This is a genomic window from Streptomyces sp. NPDC007983 (genome assembly GCF_042958345.1).
In the GTDB taxonomy this organism is placed as follows: domain Bacteria; phylum Actinomycetota; class Actinomycetes; order Streptomycetales; family Streptomycetaceae; genus Streptomyces.
In genome coordinates, this window is the sequence record NZ_JBIBJI010000017.1 from 157,425 (window position 1) to 182,677 (window position 25,253).

The window sequence follows — 25,253 nt, forward strand, 5'->3', positions numbered from 1 at the left end:
ATGGGGGGCATGGCACGGTCGGCACTGCACGCATTCTCCCCGGCCACCCGCGGGTGGTTCACGGGCGCCTTCACCGCGCCCACGGCCGCCCAGGAAGGGGCGTGGCGGGCGATCGGCGAAGGGTCGGACGTGCTGGTGGTCGCCCCGACCGGATCCGGCAAGACGCTGGCGGCGTTCCTGGCGGCGCTGGACCGGCTGGCCGCCGAGCCCCCGCCCGCCGAGCCCCGCAAGCGCTGCCGGGTGCTGTACGTGTCGCCGCTGAAGGCCCTGGCGGTGGATGTGGAGCGCAATCTGCGCAGCCCGCTCACCGGCATCCGGCACGAATCGGCGCGCCTGGGCCTGCCCGAGCCGGAGATCCGGGTGGGCATCCGCTCCGGCGATACCCCGGCCGCCGAGCGCCGCGCCCTGGCCACCCGCCCGCCGGACATCCTCATCACCACACCCGAGTCGCTGTTCCTGATGCTCACCTCCGCCACCCGGGAGGCGCTGCGCGGAGTGGAGACGGTGATCCTGGACGAGGTGCACGCCGTCGCGGGGACGAAGCGCGGCGCGCACCTCGCCCTGTCCCTGGAGCGGCTGGACGAGTTGCTGGACCGGCCCGCCCGGCGGATCGGCCTGTCGGCGACGGTGCGCCCGGTGGACGAGGTGGCGCGCTATCTGTCGCCGCGGCGCGCGGTGGAGATCGTCCAGCCGCCCTCGGGCAAGGAGTTCGACCTGTCGGTGGTCGTCCCCGTCGAGGACCTGGGGGAGCTGGGCGGCTCCCCGGCCCAGGACGGACAGCCGGGCGAGAAGCCGTCGATCTGGCCGCATGTGGAGGAGCGGATCGCCGATCTGGTGCAGGCGCACCGGTCCACGATCGTCTTCGCCAACTCCCGCCGGCTGGCCGAGCGGCTGTGCAACCGGCTCAACGAGATCGCCTACGAGCGGGCCACCGGTGAGGCGCTGCCCGAGGACCACTCCCCCGCCGAGCTGATGGCGGAGGCCGGTGCGGCCCGTGGCGCGCCCGCGCTGCTCGCCCGCGCGCACCACGGCTCGGTGTCCAAGGAGCAGCGGGCCCTGGTCGAGGAGGATCTGAAGGCGGGCCGGCTGCCCGCCGTCGTGGCCACCTCCAGCCTGGAGCTGGGCATCGACATGGGCGCGGTGGACCTGGTGATCCAGGTCGAGTCGCCGCCCTCGGTGGCCTCCGGGCTGCAGCGGGTGGGCCGGGCGGGCCACCAGGTGGGCGCGGTCTCCACCGGTGTGGTGTTCCCCAAGTACCGCGGCGATCTGGTGCAGGCGGCGGTGGTCACCGAGCGGATGCGGGAGGGCGCCATCGAGTCGCTGCGGGTGCCCGCGAACCCGCTGGACGTGCTCGCCCAGCAGCTCATCGCCATGACGGCCATGGACAGCTGGGACGTGGAGGAGCTGCTGGCCCTGGTCCGCCGCGCCGCCCCGTTCGCCTCGCTCCCGGAGTCGGCGTACACCTCGGTCCTCGACATGCTCGCGGGCCGCTATCCCTCCGACGCCTTCGCCGAGCTGCGGCCGCGCCTGGTGTGGGACCGGGTCGCCCATACGGTCACGGGGCGGCCGGGGGCGCAGCGGCTCGCGGTGACCTCCGGCGGCACCATCCCCGACCGCGGGCTGTTCGGCGTCTTCCTGGCGGGCGCGGACCCGAAGAAGGGCGGCGGCAGGGTCGGGGAGCTGGACGAGGAGATGGTCTACGAGTCCCGGGTGGGCGATGTGTTCACCCTGGGCACCACGTCCTGGCGGATCGAGGACATCACCCGCGACCGCGTCCTGGTCTCCCCCGCTCCCGGCGTCCCCGGCCGGCTCCCCTTCTGGAAGGGCGACCAGCTCGGCCGCCCGCTGGAACTGGGCCGGGCGCTGGGCGCGTTCCTGCGGGAGGTCGGCGCCCTCGCCCCCGAGAAGGCCCGGGAGCGGCTGCTGGCCGCCGGGCTCGACGCCTGGGCCGCCGACAACGTGATCGCGTACCTCGGCGAACAGCGCCAGGCCTGCGGCCATGTGCCGGACGACCGGACGATCGTGGTGGAGCGCTTCCGTGACGAGCTGGGCGACTGGCGCGTGGTCGTCCACTCCCCCTTCGGGGCCCAGGTCCACGCCCCCTGGGCGCTCGCGCTCGGCGCGCGGCTGTCCGAGCGGTACGGCATGGACGCCCAGGTGATGCACGCGGACGACGGCATCGTGCTGCGGCTGCCCGACGCGGACCTCATGGGCCTGGACCTGCTGGACGCGGATCCGATGCGGCAGGGCACCGAGTACGACGGCGAGCAGTCCCCCATCGGCGCGGCCGATGTCGCCTTCGACCAGGGCGAGGTGTCCCAGATCGTCACCGACCAGGTCGGCGGCTCGGCCCTGTTCGCCTCCCGGTTCCGCGAATGCGCCGCCCGCGCCCTGCTGTTGCCGCGCCGCGATCCCGGCAAGCGCACCCCGCTGTGGCAGCAGCGCCAGCGCGCCGCCCAGCTCCTCCAGGTGGCGAGCGAGTTCGGTTCGTTCCCCATCGTCCTGGAGGCCGTCCGCGAATGCCTGCAGGACGTCTTCGACGTGCCCGGCCTCGCCGAGCTGATGGGCGACCTCGAGGCGCGTCGGGTGCGGCTGGTGGAGGTGACCACCCCGGAGCCGTCCCCCTTCGCCCGCTCGCTGCTCTTCGGCTACGTCGCGCAGTTCCTGTACGAGGGCGACTCGCCGCTGGCCGAGCGGCGCGCCGCGGCCCTCTCCCTGGACTCGCGGCTGCTGGCCGAGCTGCTGGGCCAGGCCGAGCTGCGCGAGCTGCTGGATGCCGATGTCCTGGCCGAGCTGGAGCGCGAGCTGCAGTGGCTCACCGAGGACCGCCGGGTCAAGGACACCGAGGGCGTCGCCGATCTGCTGCGGCTGCTCGGCCCGCTCACCGGCGCCGAGCTGGCCGAGCGCGGCGCCGAACCGGCGTGGGCGGAGGAGCTGGAGCGGGCCCGGCGCGCCATCCGGGTCCGTATCGCGGGCGAGGAGCACTGGGCGGCTGTCGAGGACGCGGGGCGGCTGCGCGACGCGCTGGGCACGGCGCTGCCGGTCGGCGTCCCCGAGGCGTTCACCGAACCGGTCGCGGACCCGCTCGGCGATCTGCTGGCCCGCTTCGCCCGCACCCACGGCCCGTTCACCTCCGCCGAGGCGGCCGCCCGGCTGGGCCTGGGCACGGCCGTCACCGACGGCGCGCTGCAGCGCCTGGCCGCGAGCGGCCGCGTCGTCCAGGGCGAATTCCATCCTGCGGGAACGGCGCACGAATGGTGCGACGCCGCCGTGCTGCGCCGGCTGCGCCGCCGCTCGCTGGCCGCGCTGCGTCAGGAGCTGGAGCCCGTACCGCCCTCGGCGCTCGCCGCCTTCCTCCCCCAGTGGCAGCATCTGGGCACCCACAGCCTGCGGGGCATCGACGGGCTGGTGCGCGCCATCGAGCAGCTGCAGGGGGCGCCGGTCCCGGCGTCCGCCCTGGAGAAGCTCGTCCTGCCCTCCCGGGTCGGCGACTACAGCCCGACGATGCTCGACGAGCTGACCGCCGCCGGTGAGGTCGTCTGGGCCGGGGCGGGCGCGCTGCCCGGCAAGGACGGCTGGGTCAGCCTCCATCTCGCCGAGACGGCGCCGCTGCTCCTGCACACCCCGCACCCCTTCGAGGCGGAACCGCTCCACCAGGCCGTGCTGGACGCGCTGGCCGGGGGCTTCGGTCTGTTCTTCCGGCAGATCGCCGAGCAGGTCCGGGCCGCCGGTCACGAGTTCCAGGACGCCCAGCTCGCCGAGGCGATATGGGACCTGGCCTGGTCCGGGCGGCTCACCGGCGACACCCTGGCCCCGCTGCGCTCCCTGCTGGGCTCGGGCCGCACCGCGGGCGCCACCGCCCACCGCGCCAAGCGCTCGGTCCCCCGGGGCCGGTACGGCACGCTGACCGCGCGCACCGGCCGCCCCACCGCCTCGCGCAGCGGGCCACCGACCGTCGCCGGACGCTGGTCGCTGCTGCCGGAGCGCGAGCCCGAACCCACCCACCGGGCGCACGCCCTGGCCCGCACCCTGCTGGACCGGCACGGCGTGGTCACCCGCGGGGCGGTCGCCGCCGAGGGGGTCGAGGGCGGCTTCTCCGCCGCGTACCGGGTGCTGTCCGCCTTCGAGGAGACCGGCCAGGCGCGCCGCGGCTATGTGGTGGAGGGGCTGGGCGCCGCGCAGTTCGCGATGGACGGCGCGGTCGACCGGCTGCGCGCGGTCAGCACGGCGCGCGACCGGGCGGCGGGCGCGGCCTTCGGCGGTCAGCCGGGGCCGTCCTCCCCGCGCACCGTCGTCCTCGCCGCCGCCGACCCCGCCAACGCGTACGGCGCGGCCCTCCCCTGGCCCGATCCGCCCGAGGGCGCGAACCACCGGCCGGGCCGCAAGGCGGGCGCGCTGGTGGTGCTCGCCGACGGCGAGCTGAGCCTCTACATGGAGCGCGGCGGCAAGACCCTGCTCGCCTGGCCCGCGGGCGAGGCGGAGGCGGCGTCCCCGGAGGACGACGCCCGGCTGCGTACCGCGGTGGAGGCCCTGGCCCAGTCGGCCCGCGCGGGCGCCCTCGGCTCGGTGACCGTCGAGCGGGTCAACGGCGCCGCGGCGCTGTCCTCGCCGATCGGGCGCGTCCTGGAGGCCGCGGGCTTCCACGCGACCCCGCGCGGCCTGCGGCTGCGTCCCTGAGGGGGCGGAGATGCCCGAGGGAGACACCGTCTGGCAGACGGCCCGGCGCCTCCACGACGCGCTGGCGGGCCCGCCGCTCACCGGCTGCGACCTGCGGGTGCCCCGGCTGGCGACCGTCGACCTCACCGGCCGCCGGGTCCTCGAGGTGGTCCCGCGCGGAAAGCATCTGCTCACCCGGGTGGAGGACGGGCTGACCCTCCACTCCCATCTGCGGATGGACGGCGCCTGGCTGGTGTACGGCCGTGGCGAGCGCTGGCGCGGCGGCCCGCACCACCAGATCCGCGCCGTCCTGGCCACGGCCGAGCGCACCGCCGTCGGCTACCGCCTCCCGGTCCTGGAGCTGATGCGCACCGCGGAGGAAGACCGTGCGGTGGGCCACCTCGGGCCCGACCTCCTCGGCCCGGACTGGGATCCGGACGAGGCGCTGAGACGGCTGCTCGCCGATCCGTCCCGCACGGTGGGCGAGGCGCTGCTGGACCAGCGCAACCTGGCCGGGATCGGCAATGTGTACAAGTGCGAGCTGTGCTTCCTGCTGCGGATCCCGCCCTGGCTGCCGATCGGCCGCGTCCCCTCCCCCGAGCGGCTGGTGGCCCTCGCCAAGCGGCTTCTGGAGGCGAACCGGACGCGCCGGGCCCGGGTCACCACGCCCCACGATCGCCCCGGCCGGCGGCTGTGGGTGTACGGCCGCGCCGGGCGGCCCTGTCCGCGCTGCGGTACGCCGGTGCGCGCCACGGACCAGGGCACCGCGGGTCAGGAGCGTACGACCTTCTGGTGCCCGGGGTGCCAGCCGGAGCCGCCCCCCGCAGAGTAATTGACGAGTCGTCAGATCCGGTCGTACCGTCGGCCCATGAGCGTCACGGCGTACGACCTCACGGGCCGCACCGCACTGGTCACCGGCGCCGCGAGCGGCATCGGCCGAGCGACAGCCATCCTGCTGGCGGCGGCCGGGGCGGTCGTGCACTGCGCCGATCTGGCCGGGAAGGGCGCCCGGCGGACCGCGGAGCGCATCACCGCCGACGGCGGCAGCGCCCACGCCCACCCCCTCGACGTCACCGACCGCGCCCAGGTCGCGGCCGTCGTCTCCGCCGCCGCCACGGCGGCCGCCCGCACCGGGGGCCATCTCTCCGTGATGGCCGCCATCGCCGGGATCATGCACCGCAGCCCGGTCCTGGAGACCGCGGAGGACGATCTGGACCGGGTGCTGGCGGTCAACTTCAAGGGGGTGCTGTACGGCTGCCAGGAGGCGGCCCGCGCCATGATCGACCACGGCGCCGGCGGATCCATCGTCACCATGGCCTCCGGCGCGATCGACTCCGGCACCCCCGGACTGCTGTGCTACGGCGTCGCCAAGGCCGCCGTGGTCCAGCTGACCCGGACCCTCGCCACCGAGGTGGGACCCCACGGCATCCGCGTCAACGCGGTCGCCCCGGGCTGGGTCCGTACGCCCATGACGCGGCGCGGCACCGCCGAGGAGCAGCGGCGCGCCGAGGCTCCCATGGTCCGCCTCGCACCGCTGGGGCGGGTGGGCGAGCCGGATGACGTCGCCCATGCGGTGCTGCACCTGGCGTCGGACGCCTCCGCGTTCACGACCGGCCAGATCCTGCGCCCGAATGGCGGAGTCGCGATGCCCTGGTGATCCGCTCACGCACGCTTCCGCGCCGGGGCGAGGGTCCGCAGTGCACGGGCAGCAGGCTCAGCCCCCAGCCGCCGACGGCGAACGCCCCCTCGACCGGTCCTGCCTCGGACGGCTGCACCGCCAGCCGGAGCACGGACCACCACCACAGACAGCCGAGAACGAGCGCGATCACCCATCGAACCGGCCTTCGGCGCAGGGTGCCGGCCCCTCCCACGGCTGCCATGCTGCCTCCTTCGGGCGACTAGCGGGCGACGCTAGACGCCTGTTCGCACGCGGCGGGAGGGCGCACAGAAGGCCCGTCAGCGCGTGTCGGACCTCCGCGCTCCCTCAGTGTGCCCAGCCGCACCGCGGGGCGCACCCAGAGCGGGGCACACCCGCGGCCGACCCCTGAGCCGACATCCGTCAGCTCGCAGACTGTGCGGCCATCGCCGGAGGCCGGGGGACCTTGCCCCGGCGATGACCACACAGGGTGCGAGCGGAACTACCGCCTCTGTCCTGCCTGTCTCGTCACTCAGTGTCCGTTGACGTTCTCCGCCTGGAACATCCAGTGGTGCTTCTCCAGGTCACGGGTGACCCCGATGAGAATGTCCTGGGTCACCGGGTCCGGCTCATCCGTCGCGGCGATGCGCTCACGCATGCGCGAGATCACGGACCCCAGTGCGTCCACGAGCGCCCTCACGGCATCCGTGTCCTGGGTCCAGCCGTCCTTGACCGTGCCGACCGCGCTCTGCTTGGCCACCGTCTCGGCCCGTCCGTCCGGCGCGATCCCGAGCGCCGCGGCACGCTCCGCGACGGTGTCGGCATGCGTCCTGGCGGTCGACACCACGTCGTCGAGCTGGAAGTGAACCGTGCGGAAACGCGGTCCGATGACCGTCCAGTGGATCTGCTTGCCCACCAGGGCGAGGTCGACGAGGTCGACGAGGGCGCCTTGGAGAGCGTCGCCGACGACCTTGAGGCTTTCCTCGGCGAGCGGGCTCTTGACCACAGACATCCACTTCCTCCTGTTCGACCGTTTGGCCCCCCTTGATTACCTCTCCACCAGTCAGGTGACCGGAAAGCCGCCGATCAAACATCGAGCCCCGGCCGGTATCGCTACCGGCCGGGGCTCGAAGAGCTTCCGCGCTGACGTGGGGGCCGTCAGGCCGCCACGACGTCCACTGCCTCCTTGGGCGACTTGATGGTCACCCGCTCGTCCGGGACGCCCGTCACGGAGGTGACGGACACCGAATTGAGCATGGGCCGCATCGGTGCGGGCACCTTCTCGCTCGCCGTGGCCGACTCAGCCAGCTCCGCGAGCGACAGCTCGTCGCTGACCTCGCGCATGACCTGTGACATCCGTACGTCCAGGGCGTCGCAGATCGCCGACAGCAGCTCGGACGAGGCTTCCTTCTGCCCGCGCTCGACCTCTGACAGATAGCCGAGCGACACCCGGGCGGAGGAGGAAACCTCGCGCAGAGTACGGCCCTGGCGCTGGCGCTGCCGGCGCAGCACGTCACCCAGCAGGCGACGGAGCAGAATCATCGCTGGCTCCCTCCTCGGACCTCGGATCCGGATCCTTCTCGCCCCACCGTACCGCCTCTGGCTGTGCCCGTGCGGGGAGCGATGTCGTGTTCACTCAGGGCTGCAAACATCAAAATTCGTCGTGTTGTTCCGTATCCTGTGCCCCCGCTGTCGCGATCAATTCGCTGAACAGCAGCTTGACCGCGGCGCGGACGCTCTGTGCGCGGATTCCGGCCCGGTCCCCCTCCAGCCGCAGCGCCGCGGCCGCCGGGCTGTTCGAGGGCCCTGCGACGGCCACGTGGACCGTGCCCACCGGCCGGCCGTCCTGCGGTGTGGGACCCGCCACACCGGTGGTCGCCACGCCCCAGTCGGCGCCCAGGGCGCGCCGTACGCCCCGGGCCATCTGCCGGGCGACCTCCGCGTCCACCGCCCCGCGCTCGGCCAGCAGGGTGCCGTCCACGCCCAGCAGCTCGCGCTTGAGATCGGTGGCGTACGCGGTCACCGAGCCCCGGAAGGCGCGGGAGGCCCCGTCCACGGCGGTCAGCTCGGCGGCCACCAGGCCGCCGGTCAGGGACTCGGCGACGGCCACGGTCTGCCCGCGCCGCACCAGCAGCGCCAGCACCTCGGCCGCACCGCCCTCGGCAGCGCCGTCCCCGGCCGCCCCACCGTCTCGCGCTGCCGCCGCCGTCCCGTCGCCGCTCATAGGGCCGGTTCCTGCCCGGGCTCCTCCCCCACACCGCCGCTCTCCGCCGCGCGGCCCGCCCGGCGCAGCACCAGGGCCTGCCGTACGTAGTCGAGGCCGGTGAGGACGGTCAGGGCGACGGCCACGGCCATCACCCAGAACCGCAGCGTGGCCAGCGGCCCGGTGAGCACGAGGATGTACATCCCCACCGCCACGCCCTGGGCGAGGGTCTTCATCTTTCCGCCGCGGCTGGCCGGGATGACCCCGATCCGGATCACCCAGAACCGCATCAGAGTGATCCCCAGCTCACGGAGGAGGATCACGCCCGTCACCCACCATGGCAGGTCGTCGAGGGCCGACAGACAGATCAGCGCCGCCCCCATGATCGCCTTGTCCGCGATGGGGTCGGCGATCTTGCCGAAGTCGGTGACCAGGTTGTACCGGCGGGCCAGATGCCCGTCGAACAGGTCGGTGATCATGGCGATCGCGAAGGCGGCCCAGGCGTAGGCGCGCCAGGCCGGGTCGTACCCGCCGTTGTGGAACATCAACAAAACGAACCCCGGCACCAGGACCAGGCGCGCCATGGTGAGGATGTTGGCGATGTTCCACAATCCGGCGGGCCGGGCGGCCGCGGCGGTCCGGTGGTGGCTCCCCGCGGCGGAGGCCGGGACGCCTGTCATCTGGCCGCCTCCTCGGTACACACGCCGCCGCCCCGCTGCTCCAGCGGTTCCAGCGGCTCCGCGACGAGGTCCACTCCCTCCGCCGCGATCACCTTCGCTTCGACCATACGTCCCACCGCGGGCCGGGCCGACGTGCGCAGCAGCGTCTGCCCGTCGGTCTCGGGCGCCTGGTGGGCCGCCCGGCCCAGTACGGCACCGGTGTCGTCGATCTCGTCCACCAGCACCGCGACGGTCTCGCCGAGCCGCTCGTCCGCCCGCTGGGCGGTCAGCTCCTCCGCGAGCCGCGAGATGTGCTCCAGCCGCTCCGCGACCTCGTCCGGGTCGACCTTGTCCTCGTAGCCCGCGGCCTCGGTGCCGTCCTCGTCCGAGTATCCGAAGACGCCGATCGCGTCGAGCCGCGCCTCACTGATGAAACGCTCCAGCTCGGCCACGTCGTCCTCGGTCTCGCCGGGGAATCCGACGATGAAGTTCGAGCGGGCGCCTGCCTGCGGCGCCTTGCCTCTGATCTGTTCCAGCAGGTCCAGGAAGCGGTCGGTGTCGCCGAAGCGGCGCATCCGGCGCAGCACGCCGGGCGAGGAGTGCTGGAAGGACAGGTCGAAGTACGGGGCGACCTTCTCGGTCGAGGTCAGCACGTCGATCAGCCCGGGCCGCATCTCGGCGGGCTGGAGGTAGCTGACCCGGATCCGCTCGATCCCGTCCACCGCGGCCAGCTCGGGCAGCAGGGTCTCCAGCAGCCGGATGTCGCCCAGGTCCTTGCCGTAGGAGGTGTTGTTCTCGGAGACCAGCATGACCTCCTTCACGCCCTGCTCGGCCAGCCACCGGGTCTCGCCCAGCACATCGGAGGGCCGGCGGGAGATGAACGAGCCACGGAAGGACGGAATGGCGCAGAAGGAGCACCGCCGGTCGCATCCGGAGGCCAGCTTCACGGAGGCGACGGGGCTGTTCCCGAGTCTGCGGCGCAGCGGGGCGCGCGGGCCGGAGGCCGGGGCGACACCGGCGGGCAGGTCCTCGGGCGGGGTGTCCTGGGCGTGGCCGGGCAGCGCCACGGCGGAGCTGTCCTGCCGCTCGGCGGGGCTGATCGGCAGCAGCTTGCGCCGGTCGCGCGGGGTGTGGGAGGCGTGGATGCCGCCGGAGAGGATGGTCTGGAGCCGGCCGGAGATGTCGGTGTAGTCGTCGAAGCCGAGCACCCCGTCGGCCTCGGGCAGCGCCTCGGCCAGTTCCTTGCCGTACCGCTCGGCCATACAGCCGACGGCCACGACCGCCTGGGTGCGGCCGTGCTCCTTCAGATCGTTCGCCTCCAGCAGGGCGTCGACCGAGTCCTTCTTCGCGGCTTCGACGAAGCCGCAGGTGTTGACGACGGCCACGTCGGCGTCGGCGGCTTGCTCGACGAGCTCCCAACCGTCCGCCGCCAAGCGGCCTGCGAGCTCCTCCGAGTCCACCTCGTTACGGGCGCAGCCAAGAGTGACAAGGGCGACAGTGCGGCGTTCGGGCATGGCCTCAGACTACTTTGTCACAGCGCCGCCCTCCGCTGGCAGGTCTGCCACCCCCACCGCCGGGCTGGTCAGCCCGCTTCGGGATCGCCCTTGGTGTAGCTCAGACGCTGGACCGTGCCGCTGTCGCTCAGGTTCTTGACTTCCTTGCCGTTCACGAAGAGCTTGATCGCCCCGGCGTTGCCCAGCACCAGGTCGATGCGCTTGCTGTCGCTGAAGGTCTTGGACTGGCCCTTCCGCAGCACGCCCTCTTCCATCAGCCGCCCGTTGTGGTCCTGCGCGGAGATCCAGCTCTGGCCGTCCTCGGCGGTCAGCTTCACGGTGACCTTGTCCGCGGGGACGCCCGCGATGGCGCTCTCGGACGGCTCGGGCTTCCGCTCGCCGGACTTGCTGGGGGCTGCGCTGGGGCTGCTGGAGGCGGACGCGGTCGGTTTGGCCGAGCCGGTCTCCCCGGCGACCGAGGAGCCGTCGTTCTTGTCACCGCCACTGAAAAGCGTGAAACCGACGAATCCGACGACGGCGACGATCGCGGCGACCATCGCGGCCGTCCAGTTCGGCCGACGGGGTTCGGGGCGGATGCGTTCGGCGTCGAACAGTGGCGCCGCCGGGGTCGGCTCGGGCCGGCCGCCGTGCTCGGCGTCGAATTGGTTGATCAATGCCTCCGGGTCGAGCCGGACGGCGCGCGCGAGCACACGAATGTGCCCCCGGGCGTACACATCCCCGCCGCAGCGGGAGAAGTCGTCCTGCTCGATCCCCTGCACTATGGGGACGCGCACCCGGGTGACGGAACTGACCTCGTCGACGGTCAGCCCCGCGGCGATGCGGGCCTGCTGGAGGGCGCGACCGACGGAAGGCCGGTCTTCTTCGGGGGAGTTACCGTCTTCGAGATCGTTGCCGATGGACACGGGGGCGCCTTTCGAGCGTGTAGCCACCTGCTGGAGGTTCAGTCTAGGGGTGGGGCGAAAGGGTGGGGCAAGCGGGAGGACGGAGTTTGTCCGCCATCGGGATTGTCCTGTGACCTGCGGTCCGGGACCTCACTCCGCCACCTCCCTCAACTTGACGTCTCGGCAGGGGAAACGGTTGCCCGCCTTACCCTTACGAGTGAGCATTACCGCGGATCACCGCGAGCACGCCATCCAATTCGTCCGGCTTGACGAGCACATCGCGCGCCTTGGAGCCCTCGCTGGGGCCGACCACGCCGCGTGACTCCATGAGATCCATCAGCCGGCCCGCCTTCGCGAACCCCACCCGCAGCTTGCGCTGGAGCATCGACGTCGACCCGAATTGCGTGGAAACCACCAGCTCAGCGGCCTGGCACAGCAGATCGAGATCATCGCCGATCTCCTCGTCGATCTCCTTCTTCTTCGACGTCCCGACCGTGACGTCGTCCCGGAAGACCGGCGCCATCTGCTCCTTGCAGTGCGCGACGACCGCCTGGACCTCCGCCTCGGTCACGAACGCGCCCTGCATCCGGACCGGCTTGCTCGCGCCCATCGGCAGGAACAGCCCGTCGCCCTTGCCGATCAGCTTCTCGGCACCCGCCTGGTCCAGGATGACCCGGCTGTCGGCCAGCGACGAGGTGGCGAAGGCGAGCCGCGAGGGCACGTTCGCCTTGATCAGACCGGTGACGACGTCCACGGACGGCCGCTGGGTGGCCAGCACCAGGTGGATGCCCGCCGCCCGGGCCAGCTGCGTGATCCGCACGATGGAGTCCTCGACGTCGCGCGGCGCGACCATCATCAGGTCCGCCAGCTCGTCGACGATCACCAGCAGATACGGATACGGCTTGAGCTCCCGCTCGCTGCCCTCGGGCTGCTTCACCTTTCCGGCGCGCACCGCGGCGTTGAAGTCGTCGATGTGGCGGAACCCGAACGCGGCGAGGTCGTCGTAGCGGAGATCCATTTCGCGGACGACCCATTGCAGGGCCTCGGCCGCGCGCTTGGGGTTGGTGATGATCGGTGTGATCAGATGCGGAATGCCCTCGTACGCGGTCAGCTCCACGCGCTTGGGGTCGACCAGCACCATGCGCACATCGTCCGGGGTCGCCCGCGCCATGATCGAAGTGATCAGGCAGTTGATGCACGACGACTTACCCGAACCGGTCGCGCCCGCCACCAGCACATGCGGCATGGTGGCCAGGTTGTGCGCCACGTAGCCGCCTTCGACGTCCTTGCCGAGCCCGACGACCATCGGGTGCGTCTCGCCCATCGAGTCGGCCGAGCGCAGCACGTCCCCGAGGTTGACCATCTCGCGGTCGCTGTTGGGGATTTCGATGCCGACCGCCGATTTGCCGGGGATCGGGCTGATGATCCGCACATCGGGGCTGGCGACGGCGTACGCGATGTTCTTGGTCAGCGCCGTGATCCGCTCGACCTTGACGGCCGGGCCCAGCTCCACCTCGTAGCGGGTGACCGTCGGGCCGCGGGTGAAGCCGGTGACCGCGGCGTCCACCTTGAACTCCGAGAACACCTTCGACAACGACTCCACCACGGCGTCGTTGGCGGCGCTGCGGGTCTTGCCGGGGCCGCCGCGCTCCAGGAGGTCGAGCGAGGGCAGCGCGTAGGTGATGTCGCCGGAGATCTGCAGCTGCTCGGCGCGCGGCGGCAGCGGTTCGCTCGGCTCGGCGGCGGTCCGGGTGAGGTCGGGGACCTCGGTCCACTCGGATGCGGAATCGTCGGCCCGGCCCTTCTTGCCCTTGCCCGGCGCGGCCTTGCCGGCCTCGCGCGTGCCCGGCGCGCCGCCGGTGCCGGATACGCCGTCGTGCTCGTCGTACTCACCCGAGATGCCGCTGCTGAGTCCGGCGACGAGCGGTGAGGGCTGGACGCCGTGCAGCACCGCGCCGTCCAGCGAGGCGGCCGCGGCGGCCGCCACGTCCACGGCGTCCATGGGGCGGTCCAGCGGGGGCTGGGCGGACGACTGCCGGCGCGGCCGCCGGCGCTTGCGCAGAGCCTCCTCCTCGGCCTGCTCGGGGTCGACGGCGCCGTCCGCGCCCTCTTTCTCCAGCGAGGTCCTGCGAGGCCGCCTGGCGGGCTTCTCGCGCCATTCGTCGGCGTACCCGGCGTCGGCGGCGGCGTCGCCGTCGTAGCCGTGCGCCTGCTCCTCGTCCCGCACCAGGCCGAGCCGGATGCCGAGCGACCGCAGCCGCTGCGGAATCGCGGCGACCGGTGTCGCGGTGACGACCAGCAGCCCGAAGACGGTGAGCAGCACCAGCAGTGGTACGGCCAGCACATCGCCCATCGTGTAGATCAGCGGCCGGGAGACGGCCCAGCCGATCAGCCCGCCCGCGTCCTGGATCGCCGCGTCGCCCTGGCCGCGCCCGGGGGCACCGCAGGCGATGTGGACCTGCCCGAGGACGCCGATCACCAGCGCGGACAGGCCGATGACGATCCGCCCGTTGGCCTCGGGGCGTTCGGGGTGGAGGAACAGCCGCCCCGCGATCGCGCCCAGGAGTATCGGCACCACCAGGTCCAGACGGCCGAAGGCGCCGGTGACGAGCATCTCGACCAGATCGCCGACCGGACCGTCGAGACTGGACCAGGTACCGGCCGCGACGATCAGGGCCAGGGCGAGCAGCAGCAGCGCGCTGCCGTCCTTGCGGTGGGCCGGATCGAGCCCCTTCGCGCCGCGCCCTATGGAGCGGAACATCGCCGCGACGGTGCGCGCGAGGCCCATCCAGACGGCGCGGGCGGCGCGGTACACACCGCTGGTGGCGTAGGGCGCGGGCGGCGCGGGGGCCTTGGCGGCCGCCTTCTTCTTCGGGGCCGCCTTCTTCACGGGCGCGGCGGGCTTCTTGGCGGGCACCTTCTTGGCCGCCGCCTTCTTCGCGGGCGCCTTCTTCACAGCGCCTCCGGACTGCCCGGCGCGCTTCTTCGAGGTGCCCGCCGTGCTCTGGGAACCCTTGCCGGACGTACGAGAGGCCATGGGGGCGAGATTACCCGCGTCCGCCGTACGGAGCACGTATGGCATGGGTATCGGGCGCCACCGACGTCACACCCGTGTCGCATCCGGGCGCGACACCGGCCGGACGGTGAGGGGAGAGTGACAGGACGTCAACGGCCGGGTGGCCGCGCGGCGGTGCCGCGCTCAGTTCTGCGAGGGGACCTGACCGGCTCCGCTGCCCGCGCCGGGCTCCAGCGCGTCCAGGGCCCGACGCAGACCGGTGAGCTTGCGCTCCAGATGGGCGGCGGTGGCCACCGCCGCCGCGTCGGCCGACTCGTCCAGCTGCTTGGACAGCGCCTCGGCCTGCTCCTCCACGGCGGCGAGCCGCGCGGACAGCTCGGCCAGCAGCCCGGCCGACTCCTTGTCGCCGGCGGCCGGCTGGCCACCCTCCAACTGCAGCCGCAGCAGGGAGGCCTGCTCCCGCAGCTGGCAGTTCTTCATGTACAGATCGACGAAGACCGAGACCTTCGCTCTGAGCACCCAGGGGTCGAAGGGTTTGGAGATGTAGTCGACCGCGCCCGCCGCATAGCCCCGGAAGGTGTGGTGCGGACCGTGGTTGATCGCGGTGAGGAAGATGATCGGGATGTCCCGGGTCCGCTCCCGCCGCTTGATGTGCGCCGCGGTCTCGAAACCGTCCATGCCCGGCATCTGGACGTCCAGCAGGATCACCGCGAAGTCGTCTGTCAGCAGCGCCTTGAGCGCTTCCTCCCCTGACGATGCCCGCACCAGGGTCTGATCGAGCGCGGAGAGAATGGCCTCCAGCGCCAGCAGATTCTCCGGCCGGTCATCGACCAGGAGGATCTTGGCCTTCTGCACCATGCCCCGTCCTCCTCGTCCCGGCTTGGGGTCTCCCCAGCTCGAAGCGCTGGGGGAAGCACCGGGCGCCGCCCCAGGGGACGACTCCCTTGCGTCGCCCGTCCTTGTGCCGGTCATGGTAGCCGCACCCCGCTGTTCGCCACACCCTGTCACCGCGATGTCACTGTGCACGTAGCGGAAACGCGGCGGGAGACCAGAAGGTTCCCCGATTCCCGCGTTCCCACACGTGTTCGGCGACAGTCAGTCAACACCACGATGGCGTCCGGTGTCCCATCGGACACTCCCCTGCCTTTCACCTGGTCACTCATCCGACATCCACTGCTCCATCACCGTGAGGAGATGATCGGTGTCGACGGGCTTGGTGACATAGTCCGACGCGCCCGCCTCGATGCTCTTCTCCCGGTCGCCCTTCATCGCCTTCGCGGTGAGCGCGATGATGGGCAGCCCGGCGAACTGCGGCATCCTGCGGATCGCCGCCGTCGTGGCGTAACCGTCCATCTCCGGCATCATGATGTCCATCAGGACGAGCACCACATCGTCGTGCTGCTCCAGGACTTCGATGCCCTCCCGCCCGTTCTCGGCGTAGAGCACCTGCAGGCCGTGCTGTTCCAGCACGCTGGTGAGCGCGAAGACGTTACGGATGTCGTCGTCGACGATGAGCACCTTCTCACCGTGGAACCCGCCCGCAGGCTCCGGGGCCACCAGATCCTGGCCGCCCAGCATCCACGGCTCGGAGGTCTGCGGGTTCCGGCTGCCGGGCCGGCCGCCGTTCCGGCGGACCTCCGGGGCGGCGGGCTGCGGCTCGGAGGCCTGAGACGGCTCCTGCTCGGCCCGCTGACGCCGCCGGAAGAGCCCGGCGGCGCCGCGGGTCCGCTGCGCCGTGGCGTCGGCTGTGACGTCGTGCTCCGGCGCCTGCTCCGCCGCGTCCTCGGACTCGTCGTCCTCCGCGTCCTCGGCCGGGTCGTACGCCTCCAGCGCCGGCGGCCCCGCGCTGCCCGGCGTGAGCTGCGGGTAGCCCTGCGGCGGCAGCTCGCTGGGGTGCAGCGGCAGGTACAGCGTGAAGGTCGAACCACGGCCCGGCTCACTGGCCGCGTGGATCTCACCGCCGAGCAGCCGGGCGATCTCCCGGCTGATGGACAGGCCGAGGCCGGTGCCGCCGTACTTCCTGCTGGTGGTCCCGTCGGCCTGCTTGAACGCCTCGAAGATGACCCGCATCTTGCTCGCGGCGATGCCGATACCGGTGTCGGTGACCGAGAAGGCGATCATCTCGGCCTCCGGGTCGCGCAACGCGCCGTGTTCCAGCAGCTGTTCCCGGATGGCGTTGGGCACGTCCACCCCGGCCGACCGGATGACCAGCTCCACGGCGCCGCCGTCGGTGAACTTCACCGCGTTGGACAGCAGGTTGCGGAGCACCTGCAGCAGCCGCTGCTCGTCGGTGTGCAGCGTCGCCGGAAGCTCCGGCGAGACCCGGACGGAGAAGTCGAGGCCCTTCTCGGCGGTCAGCGGCCGGAACGTCGCCTCCACGTAGTCGACGAGCTGGACCAGGGCGATCCGCGTCGGGCTCACGTCCATCTTGCCCGCCTCGACCTTCGACAGGTCGAGGATGTCGTTGATCAGCTGCAGCAGGTCCGAACCGGCGCCGTGGATGGTCTCGGCGAACTCCACCTGCTTCGGCGACAGATTGCCCTCGGCGTTGTCCGCGAGCAGCTTGGCGAGGATCAGCAGCGAGTTGAGCGGCGTACGCAGCTCGTGCGACATGTTCGCCAGGAACTCGCTCTTGTAGCGCATCGACACCGCGAGCTGCTCGGCGCGCTCCTCGAGCACCTGCCGGGCCTCCTCGATCTCGGTGTTCTTCACCTCGATGTCGCGGTTCTGCCGGGCCAGCCGCTCGGACTTCTCCTCCAGCTCCGCGTTGGACGCCTGGAGCGCCTTCTGCCGGTTCTCCAGCTCCGCCGACCGCTCCCGCAGCTGCTCGGTCAGCTCCTGGGACTGCTTGAGCAGCACCTCGGTCTTGGTGTTGACGCTGATGGTGTTGACGCTGGTGCCGATCATCTCGGCGATCTGGTTGAGGAAGTCCTTCTGGATCTGCGCGAACGGCTGGAACGAGGCCAGCTCGATCACGCCCAGCAGCTGCCCCTCGAAGAGCACCGGCAGCACGATCACATGGGCCGGGGCCGCCTCGCCCAGCCCCGAAGCGATCTTGAGATAGCCCGGCGGCACGTTCTCCACCAGGATCGGGCGCTTCTCCTCGGCGACCGTGCCGATGAGCGTCTCACCGGGCCGGAAGGACGTGGGCATCGAGCCGACGGCATAGCCGTAGGAGCCGACCAGCCGCAGCTCGTAGCCCTCCTCGGCGGTGCTGTCCGCGACCACTTCGGTGCCGTCACCGACCGGGACCGCCAGGAAGAACGCGCCGTGCTGGGCGGAGACCACCGGGGTCAGCTCGCTCATGATCAGCCGGGCGACGTCCTCCAGGTCGCGCCGCCCCTGCATCAGACCGGAGATACGGGCGAGGTTGCCCTTCAGCCAGTCCTGCTCCTTGTTGGCGAGCGTGGTCTCGCGCAGGTTGGCGATCATCGTGTTGATGTGGTCCTGGAGGACCTGGATCTCGCCGGAGGCGTCCACGTCGATCTTGAGGTTGAGGTCGCCGCGGGTCACCGCGGTCGCGACCTCGGCGATGGCGCGCACCTGACGGGTCAGGTTCCCCGCCATCTCGTTCACCGACTCGGTGAGGTCCTTCCAGGTGCCGGCCACGTCCCGCACCCGCGCCTGACCGCCCAACTGCCCCTCGGTGCCCACCTCGCGGGCCACCCGGGTCACCTGGTCGGCGAACGAGGACAGCTGGTCCACCATCGTGTTGATCGTGGTCTTGAGTTCGAGGATCTCGCCCCGCGCCTCGATGTCGATCTTCTTGGTCAGGTCACCCTGGGCGATCGCGGTGGTGACCATCGCGATGTTCCGCACCTGTCCGGTCAGGTTGGACGCCATCGAGTTCACGGACTCGGTGAGGTCCTTCCACGTCCCCGACACGCCCGGCACCCGCGCCTGGCCGCCCAGGATGCCGTCCGTGCCCACCTCGCGCGCCACGCGGGTGACCTCGTCCGCGAACGAGGACAGGGTCGTCACCATCGTGTTGACAGTGTCGGCCAGCGCCGCGACCTCGCCGCGCGCCTCGACCGTCACCTTCTTCGTCAGATCGCCGTTGGCGACCGCGGCCGAGACCTGCGAGATGTTGCGCACCTGGATGGTCAGGTTGTTGGCCATCAGGTTGACGTTGTTGCTGAGGTCCTTCCAGATGCCGGTCACGCCCGGCACCCGCGCCTGACCGCCCAACTGCCCTTCCGTACCGACCTCACGGGCCACCCGGGTGACCTGCTCGGCGAACGACGACAGCTGGTCCACCATCGTGTTCACGGTGGTGACCAGCTCCAGGATCTCGCCCTTGGCGTCCACCGTGATCTTCTTCGACAGGTCGCCCTTGGCGACCGCCGTCGTCACCTCGGCGATGGAACGCACCTGCGACGTCAGGTTGTTGGCCATGCCGTTGACGGACTGGGTCAGGTCCTTCCAGGTGCCGGAGACCCCCTGCACCTCGGCCTGGCCGCCCAACTGCCCCTCGGTGCCCACCTCGCGGGCGACCCGGGTGACCTCCTCCGCGAATGACGACAGCTGGTCGACCATCGTGTTGAGGGTGTTCTTCAGCTCCAGGATCTCGCCCCGGGCGTCGACGTCGATCTTCTGCGAGAGGTCACCGCGCGCGACCGCCGTGGCGACCTGCGCGATGTTACGGACCTGAGCGGTCAGGTTGCCCGCCATGCCGTTCACCGAGTCCGTCAGATCGCGCCAGACGCCCGCGACACCGGGCACCTGCGCCTGACCGCCCAGCCGGCCGTCCGTACCGACCTCGCGGGCGACCCGGGTGACCTGCTCGGCGAAGTCGGACAGCTGGTCCACCATCGTGTTGATGGTGTTCTTGAGTTCGAGGATCTCGCCGCGCGCGTCCACCTCGATCTTCTGCGACAGATCGCCGCGGGCGACCGCCGTGGTCACCTGGGCGATACCGCGCACCTGCGAGGTGAGGTTCCCCGCCATCGAGTTGACGGAGTCGGTCAGATCCTTCCAGGTGCCGCTGACGCCGTCCACCCGGGCCTGGCCGCCCAGCCGCCCCTCGGTGCCCACGTCCCGCGCCATGCGGGTGACCTGGTCGGCGAACGAGGAGAGCTGATCCACCATGGTGTTCACGGTGTTCTTCAGCTTGAGCATCTCGCCGGAGACGTCGACGGTGACCTTCTGCGACAGATCACCATTGGCCACCGCGGTCGTCACCTGCGCGATGTTGCGCACCTGTCCGGTGAGGTTGCGGAAGGCGGTGTTCACCGAATCGGTCAGGTCCTTCCACGTGCCCGCCGCACCCGGCACCTGCGCCTGACCGCCCAGCTCACCCTCGACGCCGATCTCCCGGGCCACCCGGGTCACCTCGGCACCGAAGGACTGCAGCTGGTCCACCATCGTGTTGACGGTGTTCTTCAGCTCCAGCATCTCCCCGGCCACGTCCACGGTGACCTTCTGCGACAGATCACCGTTGGCCACCGCGGTCGTCACCTGCGCGATGTCCCGCACCTGCGCCGTCAGGTTACGGAACGCGGTGTTCACCGAATCGGTGAGATCCTTCCACGTACCCGCCGCACCCGGCACCTGCGCCTGACCGCCCAGCAGCCCCTCGGCGCCGACCTCGCTGGCCACCCGCGTGACCTCGTCCGCGAAGGTGCGCAGCGTCTCCGTCATCGTGTTGATCGTGTCGGCCAGCTGCGCGACCTCGCCGCGTGCGCTCACCGTCACCTTCTGCGACAGATCACCGTTGGCGACCGCCGTCGTGACCTGGGCGATCCCACGCACCTGGGCGGTGAGGTTCCCGGCCATCAGGTTGACCGAGTCGGTCAGGTCCTTCCAGACGCCCGCGACGCCCGGCACCTTCGCCTGGCCGCCCAGCTCGCCCTCGGTGCCCACCTCACGGGCGACCCGCGTCACCTCGGCGGCGAACGAGGAGAGCTGGTCCACCATCGTGTTGACGGTTTCCTTCAGCTCCAGCATCTCCCCGGAGACATGGACCGTGACCTTCCGGGACAGGTCACCCTTGGCCACCGCCGTCGTCACCAGGGCGATGTCCCGCACCTGAGCGGTGAGCCGGGACGCCATCGTGTTGACGGACTCCGTGAGGTCCTTCCACGAACCCGACATGCCACGCACCCGGGCCTGGCCGCCCAGCTTGCCCTCGGTACCGACCTCACTGGCGACTCGTGTCACCTCGTCGGTGAACGCCGAAAGCTGATCCACCAGCCCGTTGACGGTGCGCCCCACCTTGAGGAACTCACCGCGCAGCGGATGCGCCGACCCGTCGGCACCCTGTGCCCGCAGGTCCATGCGCTGCTCCAGGTCGCCCTCGGCGACCGCGGACAGCACCCGGCCCACCTCGGACACCGGCCGCACAAGATCGTCCACCAAGGCGTTGGACGCGTCAATAGCCGCCGCCCACTGCCCCTCACAGGCACCGGTCTCCAGCCGCTCAGTGAGTTTTCCCTCACGGCCGACCACCCGCCGCACCCGGGTCAGCTCGCCCGTGAGCTGCAGATTCCGGTCCGCGACCTCGTTGAAGACCGCGGCGATCTCGGACATGACGCCCTCGCCCGAGACCGTCAGCCGCTTGCGGAAGTTGCCGTCCCGCATCGCCGTCATCGCGGTCAGCAGCCGGTTCAGGGCCGCCGTATCCACTTCGGTCGTCCCATTGCTCCGGGACCGTCCGCCTTTCGCGCGCGTATTCGTGCCCCGCGCCGCTGCGCCAGACTCCACCGTGTCCCTCCCGCAGGGTTGACCGTCCTCGTCGGGTTCTTCTTCCAGCTTGCCCAGTGTTTCACCATGGCCCAACCAGGCCATAACAGTTCGGCAGCATCGCACACCGACGACAGCACTCTCCGGGTGGAATCACGGCGGACCGGCATTCGCGGGGGCGGTCGAGGTAAGTAACCTGGCATCCGGCCAGGCATCGGAGGGGCGCTGCGTCATGGGTGAGCAGTTCGCCGAGACACATATGAGGAGACCTGTGATCACCGCGCGGGCAGCCGCCACCTTCGAGCCGGTGGGACGCTCGGTCGCCGCCGCCCGCACCTTTGTCCGGGACACCCTGCAGGGCTGGGGCCTGACCGACATCGTGGACGACGCGGTGGTCCTCACCAGCGAACTCGTCACCAACGCGGTGGTGCACGCCGGCACCACCGCCGATGTCGTGTGCATCCGCGCGGACACCGGCGTCCGCGTCGAGGTCGCCGACCGTTACCCCGAGCGGGAGGTTCCGCTCCAGAGCAACGGCGGCCACCACTTCGGCAGCCCCGACCGCGAGGGCGGCCGCGGTCTGCTACTGTGCGCCGCACTCGCCGCACGCTGGGGCGTCGAGTACACGGCCACCCACAAGCAGGTCTGGTTCCAGCTCGACTTCCCCGAACGGCCGGCCGGCACCCGGGCCGCCGGGCCCGCGCTGCCCTCCAGCGCCCTGCCGCTCGCCGACTCCCGGGTCCGGGTCGCGGTCGTCCAGGTCGACAGCGACGGAGTCGTCAGCGCCTGGAACGACGACGCTCAGGAACTGTTCGGCTACAGCCCGGAACAGATCGTCGGCAAGCCGCTCACCGATCTCGCCGCCTGGCCGCACACCCCCGGCACCAGCACCGGCGTCGCGGAGGCGCTCCAGCTCTCCCGCTGGGAGGGCTCGTACGGCATCCGCGGCGCCGACGGCCGGGTCTCCCCCGTCTACGCCTCCCACCTGCGCATCCGCGATGCCGACGGCGATCCCTCCACCGTCTGTCTACTGGTCCGCGACCGCGAGCGCGCCGTCCTGCAGAGCCCGATGCGCGCCGCCGCGGCCGACACCTCCGACTCCTCCGAGCGCGGCGGCCCGTCCAGCGACGCTTTCGAGGTCTTCATCGGCTCCCCCGCCCCCGACGACCTCGACGGGCTCCTCCAGCGCACCGTCGAACGGGCCCGCGACATGCTCGACGGGGACGCCGCCTATCTGCTGCTCGCCACCGACGACGAAACCGAGCTGGAAGTACGCGCCTCCACTGGCCTGCCGTCCGCCCGGCAGCGGTTCGCCCGCGTCCCCGTCGAAACCGGCACCGGACGCTACGGCTCGGCCCGGATGCCTGCCGTCCACGAGGACCTGTCCGCCGTGCCGGGCGCCGTCCCCCTGCTCATCAACACCGGTATGCGCTCGGTCGTCACGGTCCCCCTCAAGGTCGAGGGCCGGCTCACCGGCTCGCTCGGCGTCGCCGCCGAGGCCCCCAGCCGGTACAGCAACGAGGAGGCGCTGCGGCTCCAGTTCGCCGCCGACCGCATCGCCCTCGCCGTCGAACGCGCCCGTCTCACCGAGCTGGAGAAGCTGCGCCGCGGCTCCCTCTCCTTCCTCGTCGAGGCGTCCGATCTCCTCGCGGGCACGCTCGACCGCGACCAGACACTGGCTCTCATGGCACAGATGACGGTGCCCACCCTGGCCAGCTGGTGCGCCGTCTATACGGTCGCCGACCAGGCGTCCGACCCGGAGCTGTCGTACGTCCTGCATGAGGACGAGGACCGGATCGACGGGCTCAAGGCCCTGCTCACCAAGATCGACCCACCGGAGCAGGTGCCGACCGGCGGCGCCCGCGGCTGGACCGGCCCCTACGAGGCGGCCCACGCGGCCGCGCTGCGCACCTCGCTGCGCAGCCTCAGCCTCGGCGACTCCGCCCGGCCCTCCTCCGGCCCGGGCGCCTCGCTCGCGACCGCCTCGGCCGTCGGCGGCGAGACGGTCGTCCTGCCGCTGGTGGCCCGTAACCGCGTCATCGGTATGCTCACCCTCGGCAAGCCCACCGACGAGCACTTCCGCCAGGAGAACCTGGAGCTGGCCGAGGACCTCTCCCGCCGGGCGGCCCTCGCGCTCGACAACGCGCGGCTCTACTCGGAGCGCACCGCCATCAGCCAGTCCCTGCAGCGCAGTCTGCTGCCGCCGGAGCCCCTTCCGGAGATCACCGGCGGCGTCGAGGTCGAGGTCATCTACCGCGCGGCGGGCGAGGGCAACGAGGTCGGCGGCGACTTCTACGACCTCTTCCCGATCAACGACAGCGCGTACGGCTTCGCCATCGGCGACGTCTGCGGCACCGGCCCGGAGGCCGCCGCGGTCACCGGTCTCGCCCGGCACGCGCTGCGGCTGCTGGCCCGTGAGGGCTTCGGCGGCCCGGCGGTCCTGGAGCGGCTCAACGCGGCGATCCTCGACGAGGGCGCCCGCAGCCGCTTCCTCACCCTGCTCTACGGGGAGCTGTGGCCGCAGCAGGACGGCAGCGCCGTGCTCAAGGTCGTCTGCGCGGGCCATCCGCTGCCGCTGCGACTGCGCCAGGACGGATCCATCGAGGCCGCGGCCGAACCGCAGCCCCTGCTCGGCGTCATGGACGACCTTGAGCTGTACGAGCAGACGGTGACGCTCGACCCCGGCGACGTCCTGCTGTGCGTCACCGACGGGGTGACCGAGCGGCGCGAGGGCACCAGGATGCTCGGCGACGACGGCCTGGTGGACGTCCTGACCACCTGCACGGGGCTCAACGCGGGTGCGGTGGCCGCCCGGGTGCTGCGCGCGGTCGAGCGCTTCGCGGCCGAACCGCCGTCCGACGACATGGCGATCCTCGCGATGCGCGTCCCGGAGCGGCAGGACGGTGCTCCGGCACCTCAGCGGGGTTGAACATGACGAAGGCTCCCGCCAATTGGCGGGAGCCTTTCGCAGGAGAGCCCCAATACGGAATCGAACCGTAGACCTTCTCCTTACCATGGAGACGCTCTGCCGACTGAGCTATTGGGGCGCGGCAACGGGATAGATCATACCCGAACTCGAGTACGCTCTCGACCACCCGCCCTTCAGCCGCTCAGGCCGCTGACTGCAACAGGCCTCCCAGCGCGTTGCAGGCCGAGACCACACGCTGCAATTCCCGCCGCGACATGGACGGGTCGACGGGCAGAGCGAGGCATTCGTCGGCCGCCCGCTCCGTCTCCGCAAGCCACAGATCGCGCCGGAAGCGCGCTGTGCGGTGCGCCGGGGTCTGGATGGGCACGTGGCACACGACGCCGCGAGACCGCAGCGTGCGGGCGAACGCGTCCCGGTCCGGGCGTCCATTGCCCGGCACCCTCACGACGTACTGCTGATAGGTGTGTTCCAGGCCGGGCTTGGCCGCGGGAGTGACGACCCCGCGCAGCTTTCCGTTCAGATAGGCCGCGTTGGCCTGTCGGCGCAGCACCTCTCCGACCGGCTCGCACACGGCGCCGTGTCCGATCACCAGCACGCCGTGCCGCTGCCCCAGCTCGGTGAGACGCGCCATGTCGGCCGGGTGTCCGAAGGTGTGTATGGCCACGATGGCCGCGGTCCGGGGCGTCAGCGCCTCGGCCACCGCGGCCGGATCTATGCAGAAGGTCTGGGCGTCGATGTCCACGAACACCGGCCGCGCGCCGGCGAGAAGCACCGCTTCCGCCGCTTCGGGTGTGCCGTAGGACGGCACGATCACCTCGTCGCCCGGCCGTACGCCCGACCGGGTCAACTCACGCCTGAGCTCATCCGTTGGAGTCCCCATGAACGGCATGTTGCCCACGCAACATGAACACCGAGTGGCCCGCAACACAACAAAAAGAGAGGCCTGTCGGGAACCAAAGTTCCGACAGGCCTCTCTCCAATATTTGTTCGGCGGCGTCCTACTCTCCCACAGGGTCCCCCCTGCAGTACCATCGGCGCTGAAAGGCTTAGCTTCCGGGTTCGGAATGTAACCGGGCGT

Annotated in this window: 15 protein-coding genes, 1 tRNA gene and 1 rRNA gene; 4 read left to right on the forward strand and 13 right to left on the reverse strand. The window is 71.6% G+C overall.

The features are described 5' to 3' along the window. The first annotated feature begins 9 nt into the window (after positions 1-9). The 3 genes from ACFZCY_RS36215 to ACFZCY_RS36225 are packed head-to-tail and all read left to right on the forward strand — an operon-like array spanning position 10 to position 6,313. Entirely contained in the window at positions 10-4,677 is a 4,668-nt protein-coding gene (locus ACFZCY_RS36215; protein ID WP_391183215.1) for an ATP-dependent helicase, read from the forward strand. A gap of 10 nt (positions 4,678-4,687) precedes the next feature. Continuing rightward, a complete protein-coding gene (locus ACFZCY_RS36220) occupies positions 4,688-5,488 on the forward strand; it encodes a DNA-formamidopyrimidine glycosylase family protein (RefSeq protein WP_391183217.1) in 801 nt (266 codons plus the stop codon). A 36-nt stretch (positions 5,489-5,524) separates the two neighbouring features. Further along, a complete protein-coding gene (locus tag ACFZCY_RS36225; RefSeq protein WP_391183220.1) occupies positions 5,525-6,313 on the forward strand; it encodes an SDR family oxidoreductase in 789 nt (262 codons plus the stop codon). Here ACFZCY_RS36225 and ACFZCY_RS36230 read toward each other — a convergent pair. The 10 genes from ACFZCY_RS36230 to ACFZCY_RS36275 all read right to left on the reverse strand — a co-directional run bounded on the left by ACFZCY_RS36230 (position 6,261) and on the right by ACFZCY_RS36275 (position 21,267). Continuing rightward, a complete protein-coding gene (locus tag ACFZCY_RS36230; protein ID WP_391183222.1) occupies positions 6,261-6,536 on the reverse strand; it encodes a hypothetical protein in 276 nt (91 codons plus the stop codon). The two genes, ACFZCY_RS36225 and ACFZCY_RS36230, sit on opposite strands and share 53 nt — an antisense overlap. A 288-nt stretch (positions 6,537-6,824) precedes the next feature. Beyond that, a complete protein-coding gene (locus tag ACFZCY_RS36235; protein WP_361489282.1) occupies positions 6,825-7,304 on the reverse strand; it encodes a DNA starvation/stationary phase protection protein in 480 nt (159 codons plus the stop codon). A 146-nt stretch (positions 7,305-7,450) separates the two neighbouring features. Beyond that, positions 7,451-7,834, reverse strand: coding sequence for a helix-turn-helix domain-containing protein (locus tag ACFZCY_RS36240; protein WP_055549938.1), 384 nt, complete (start codon positions 7,832-7,834; stop codon positions 7,451-7,453). A 109-nt stretch (positions 7,835-7,943) separates the two neighbouring features. Further along, on the reverse strand, positions 7,944-8,516 hold the full coding sequence (locus tag ACFZCY_RS36245; protein WP_391183226.1) for a nicotinamide-nucleotide amidohydrolase family protein: 573 nt from the start codon (positions 8,514-8,516) through the stop codon (positions 7,944-7,946). Beyond that, the gene (pgsA, locus tag ACFZCY_RS36250) at positions 8,513-9,175 is read right to left on the reverse strand and encodes a CDP-diacylglycerol--glycerol-3-phosphate 3-phosphatidyltransferase (protein WP_391183228.1); all 663 of its coding nucleotides are present in this window, start codon (positions 9,173-9,175) and stop codon (positions 8,513-8,515) included. The genes ACFZCY_RS36245 and pgsA overlap by 4 nt, the downstream gene beginning before the upstream one ends. After that, on the reverse strand, positions 9,172-10,668 hold the full coding sequence (rimO, locus tag ACFZCY_RS36255; protein WP_391183231.1) for a 30S ribosomal protein S12 methylthiotransferase RimO: 1,497 nt from the start codon (positions 10,666-10,668) through the stop codon (positions 9,172-9,174). Before rimO ends, pgsA begins: the two co-directional genes overlap by 4 nt. Before the next feature lie 68 nt (positions 10,669-10,736). Next, positions 10,737-11,570 (reverse strand): RodZ domain-containing protein, encoded by an 834-nt coding sequence (locus ACFZCY_RS36260; protein WP_391183233.1) that lies wholly within the window; start codon positions 11,568-11,570, stop codon positions 10,737-10,739. A 190-nt stretch (positions 11,571-11,760) separates the two neighbouring features. Next, on the reverse strand, positions 11,761-14,586 hold the full coding sequence (locus tag ACFZCY_RS36265; protein WP_391183235.1) for a DNA translocase FtsK: 2,826 nt from the start codon (positions 14,584-14,586) through the stop codon (positions 11,761-11,763). 162 nt (positions 14,587-14,748) lie between these two features. After that, complete coding sequence (locus ACFZCY_RS36270) at positions 14,749-15,423, reverse strand: two-component system response regulator (protein WP_009714629.1); 675 nt, start codon at positions 15,421-15,423, stop codon at positions 14,749-14,751. Positions 15,424-15,720: 297 nt separating this feature from the next. After that, positions 15,721-21,267: a HAMP domain-containing protein gene (locus ACFZCY_RS36275; protein WP_391183238.1), complete on the reverse strand. Its 5,547-nt coding sequence runs from the start codon at positions 21,265-21,267 to the stop codon at positions 15,721-15,723. Between the two features lie 250 nt (positions 21,268-21,517). Here ACFZCY_RS36275 and ACFZCY_RS36280 point away from each other — a divergent pair, with 250 nt between their 5' ends. Further along, positions 21,518-24,175 (forward strand): SpoIIE family protein phosphatase, encoded by a 2,658-nt coding sequence (locus ACFZCY_RS36280; protein ID WP_391183261.1) that lies wholly within the window; start codon positions 21,518-21,520, stop codon positions 24,173-24,175. A 45-nt stretch (positions 24,176-24,220) separates the two neighbouring features. Here ACFZCY_RS36280 and ACFZCY_RS36285 read toward each other — a convergent pair. From ACFZCY_RS36285 to rrf, 3 genes are all read right to left on the reverse strand, one after another. Further along, positions 24,221-24,293: transfer RNA gene (locus ACFZCY_RS36285), tRNA-Thr, on the reverse strand. Between the two features lie 63 nt (positions 24,294-24,356). Continuing rightward, positions 24,357-25,064 (reverse strand): DegT/DnrJ/EryC1/StrS family aminotransferase, encoded by a 708-nt coding sequence (locus ACFZCY_RS36290; protein ID WP_391183263.1) that lies wholly within the window; start codon positions 25,062-25,064, stop codon positions 24,357-24,359. 96 nt (positions 25,065-25,160) lie between these two features. Next, positions 25,161-25,253: ribosomal RNA gene (gene rrf / locus ACFZCY_RS36295) — 5S ribosomal RNA — on the reverse strand; the annotation flags it as partial.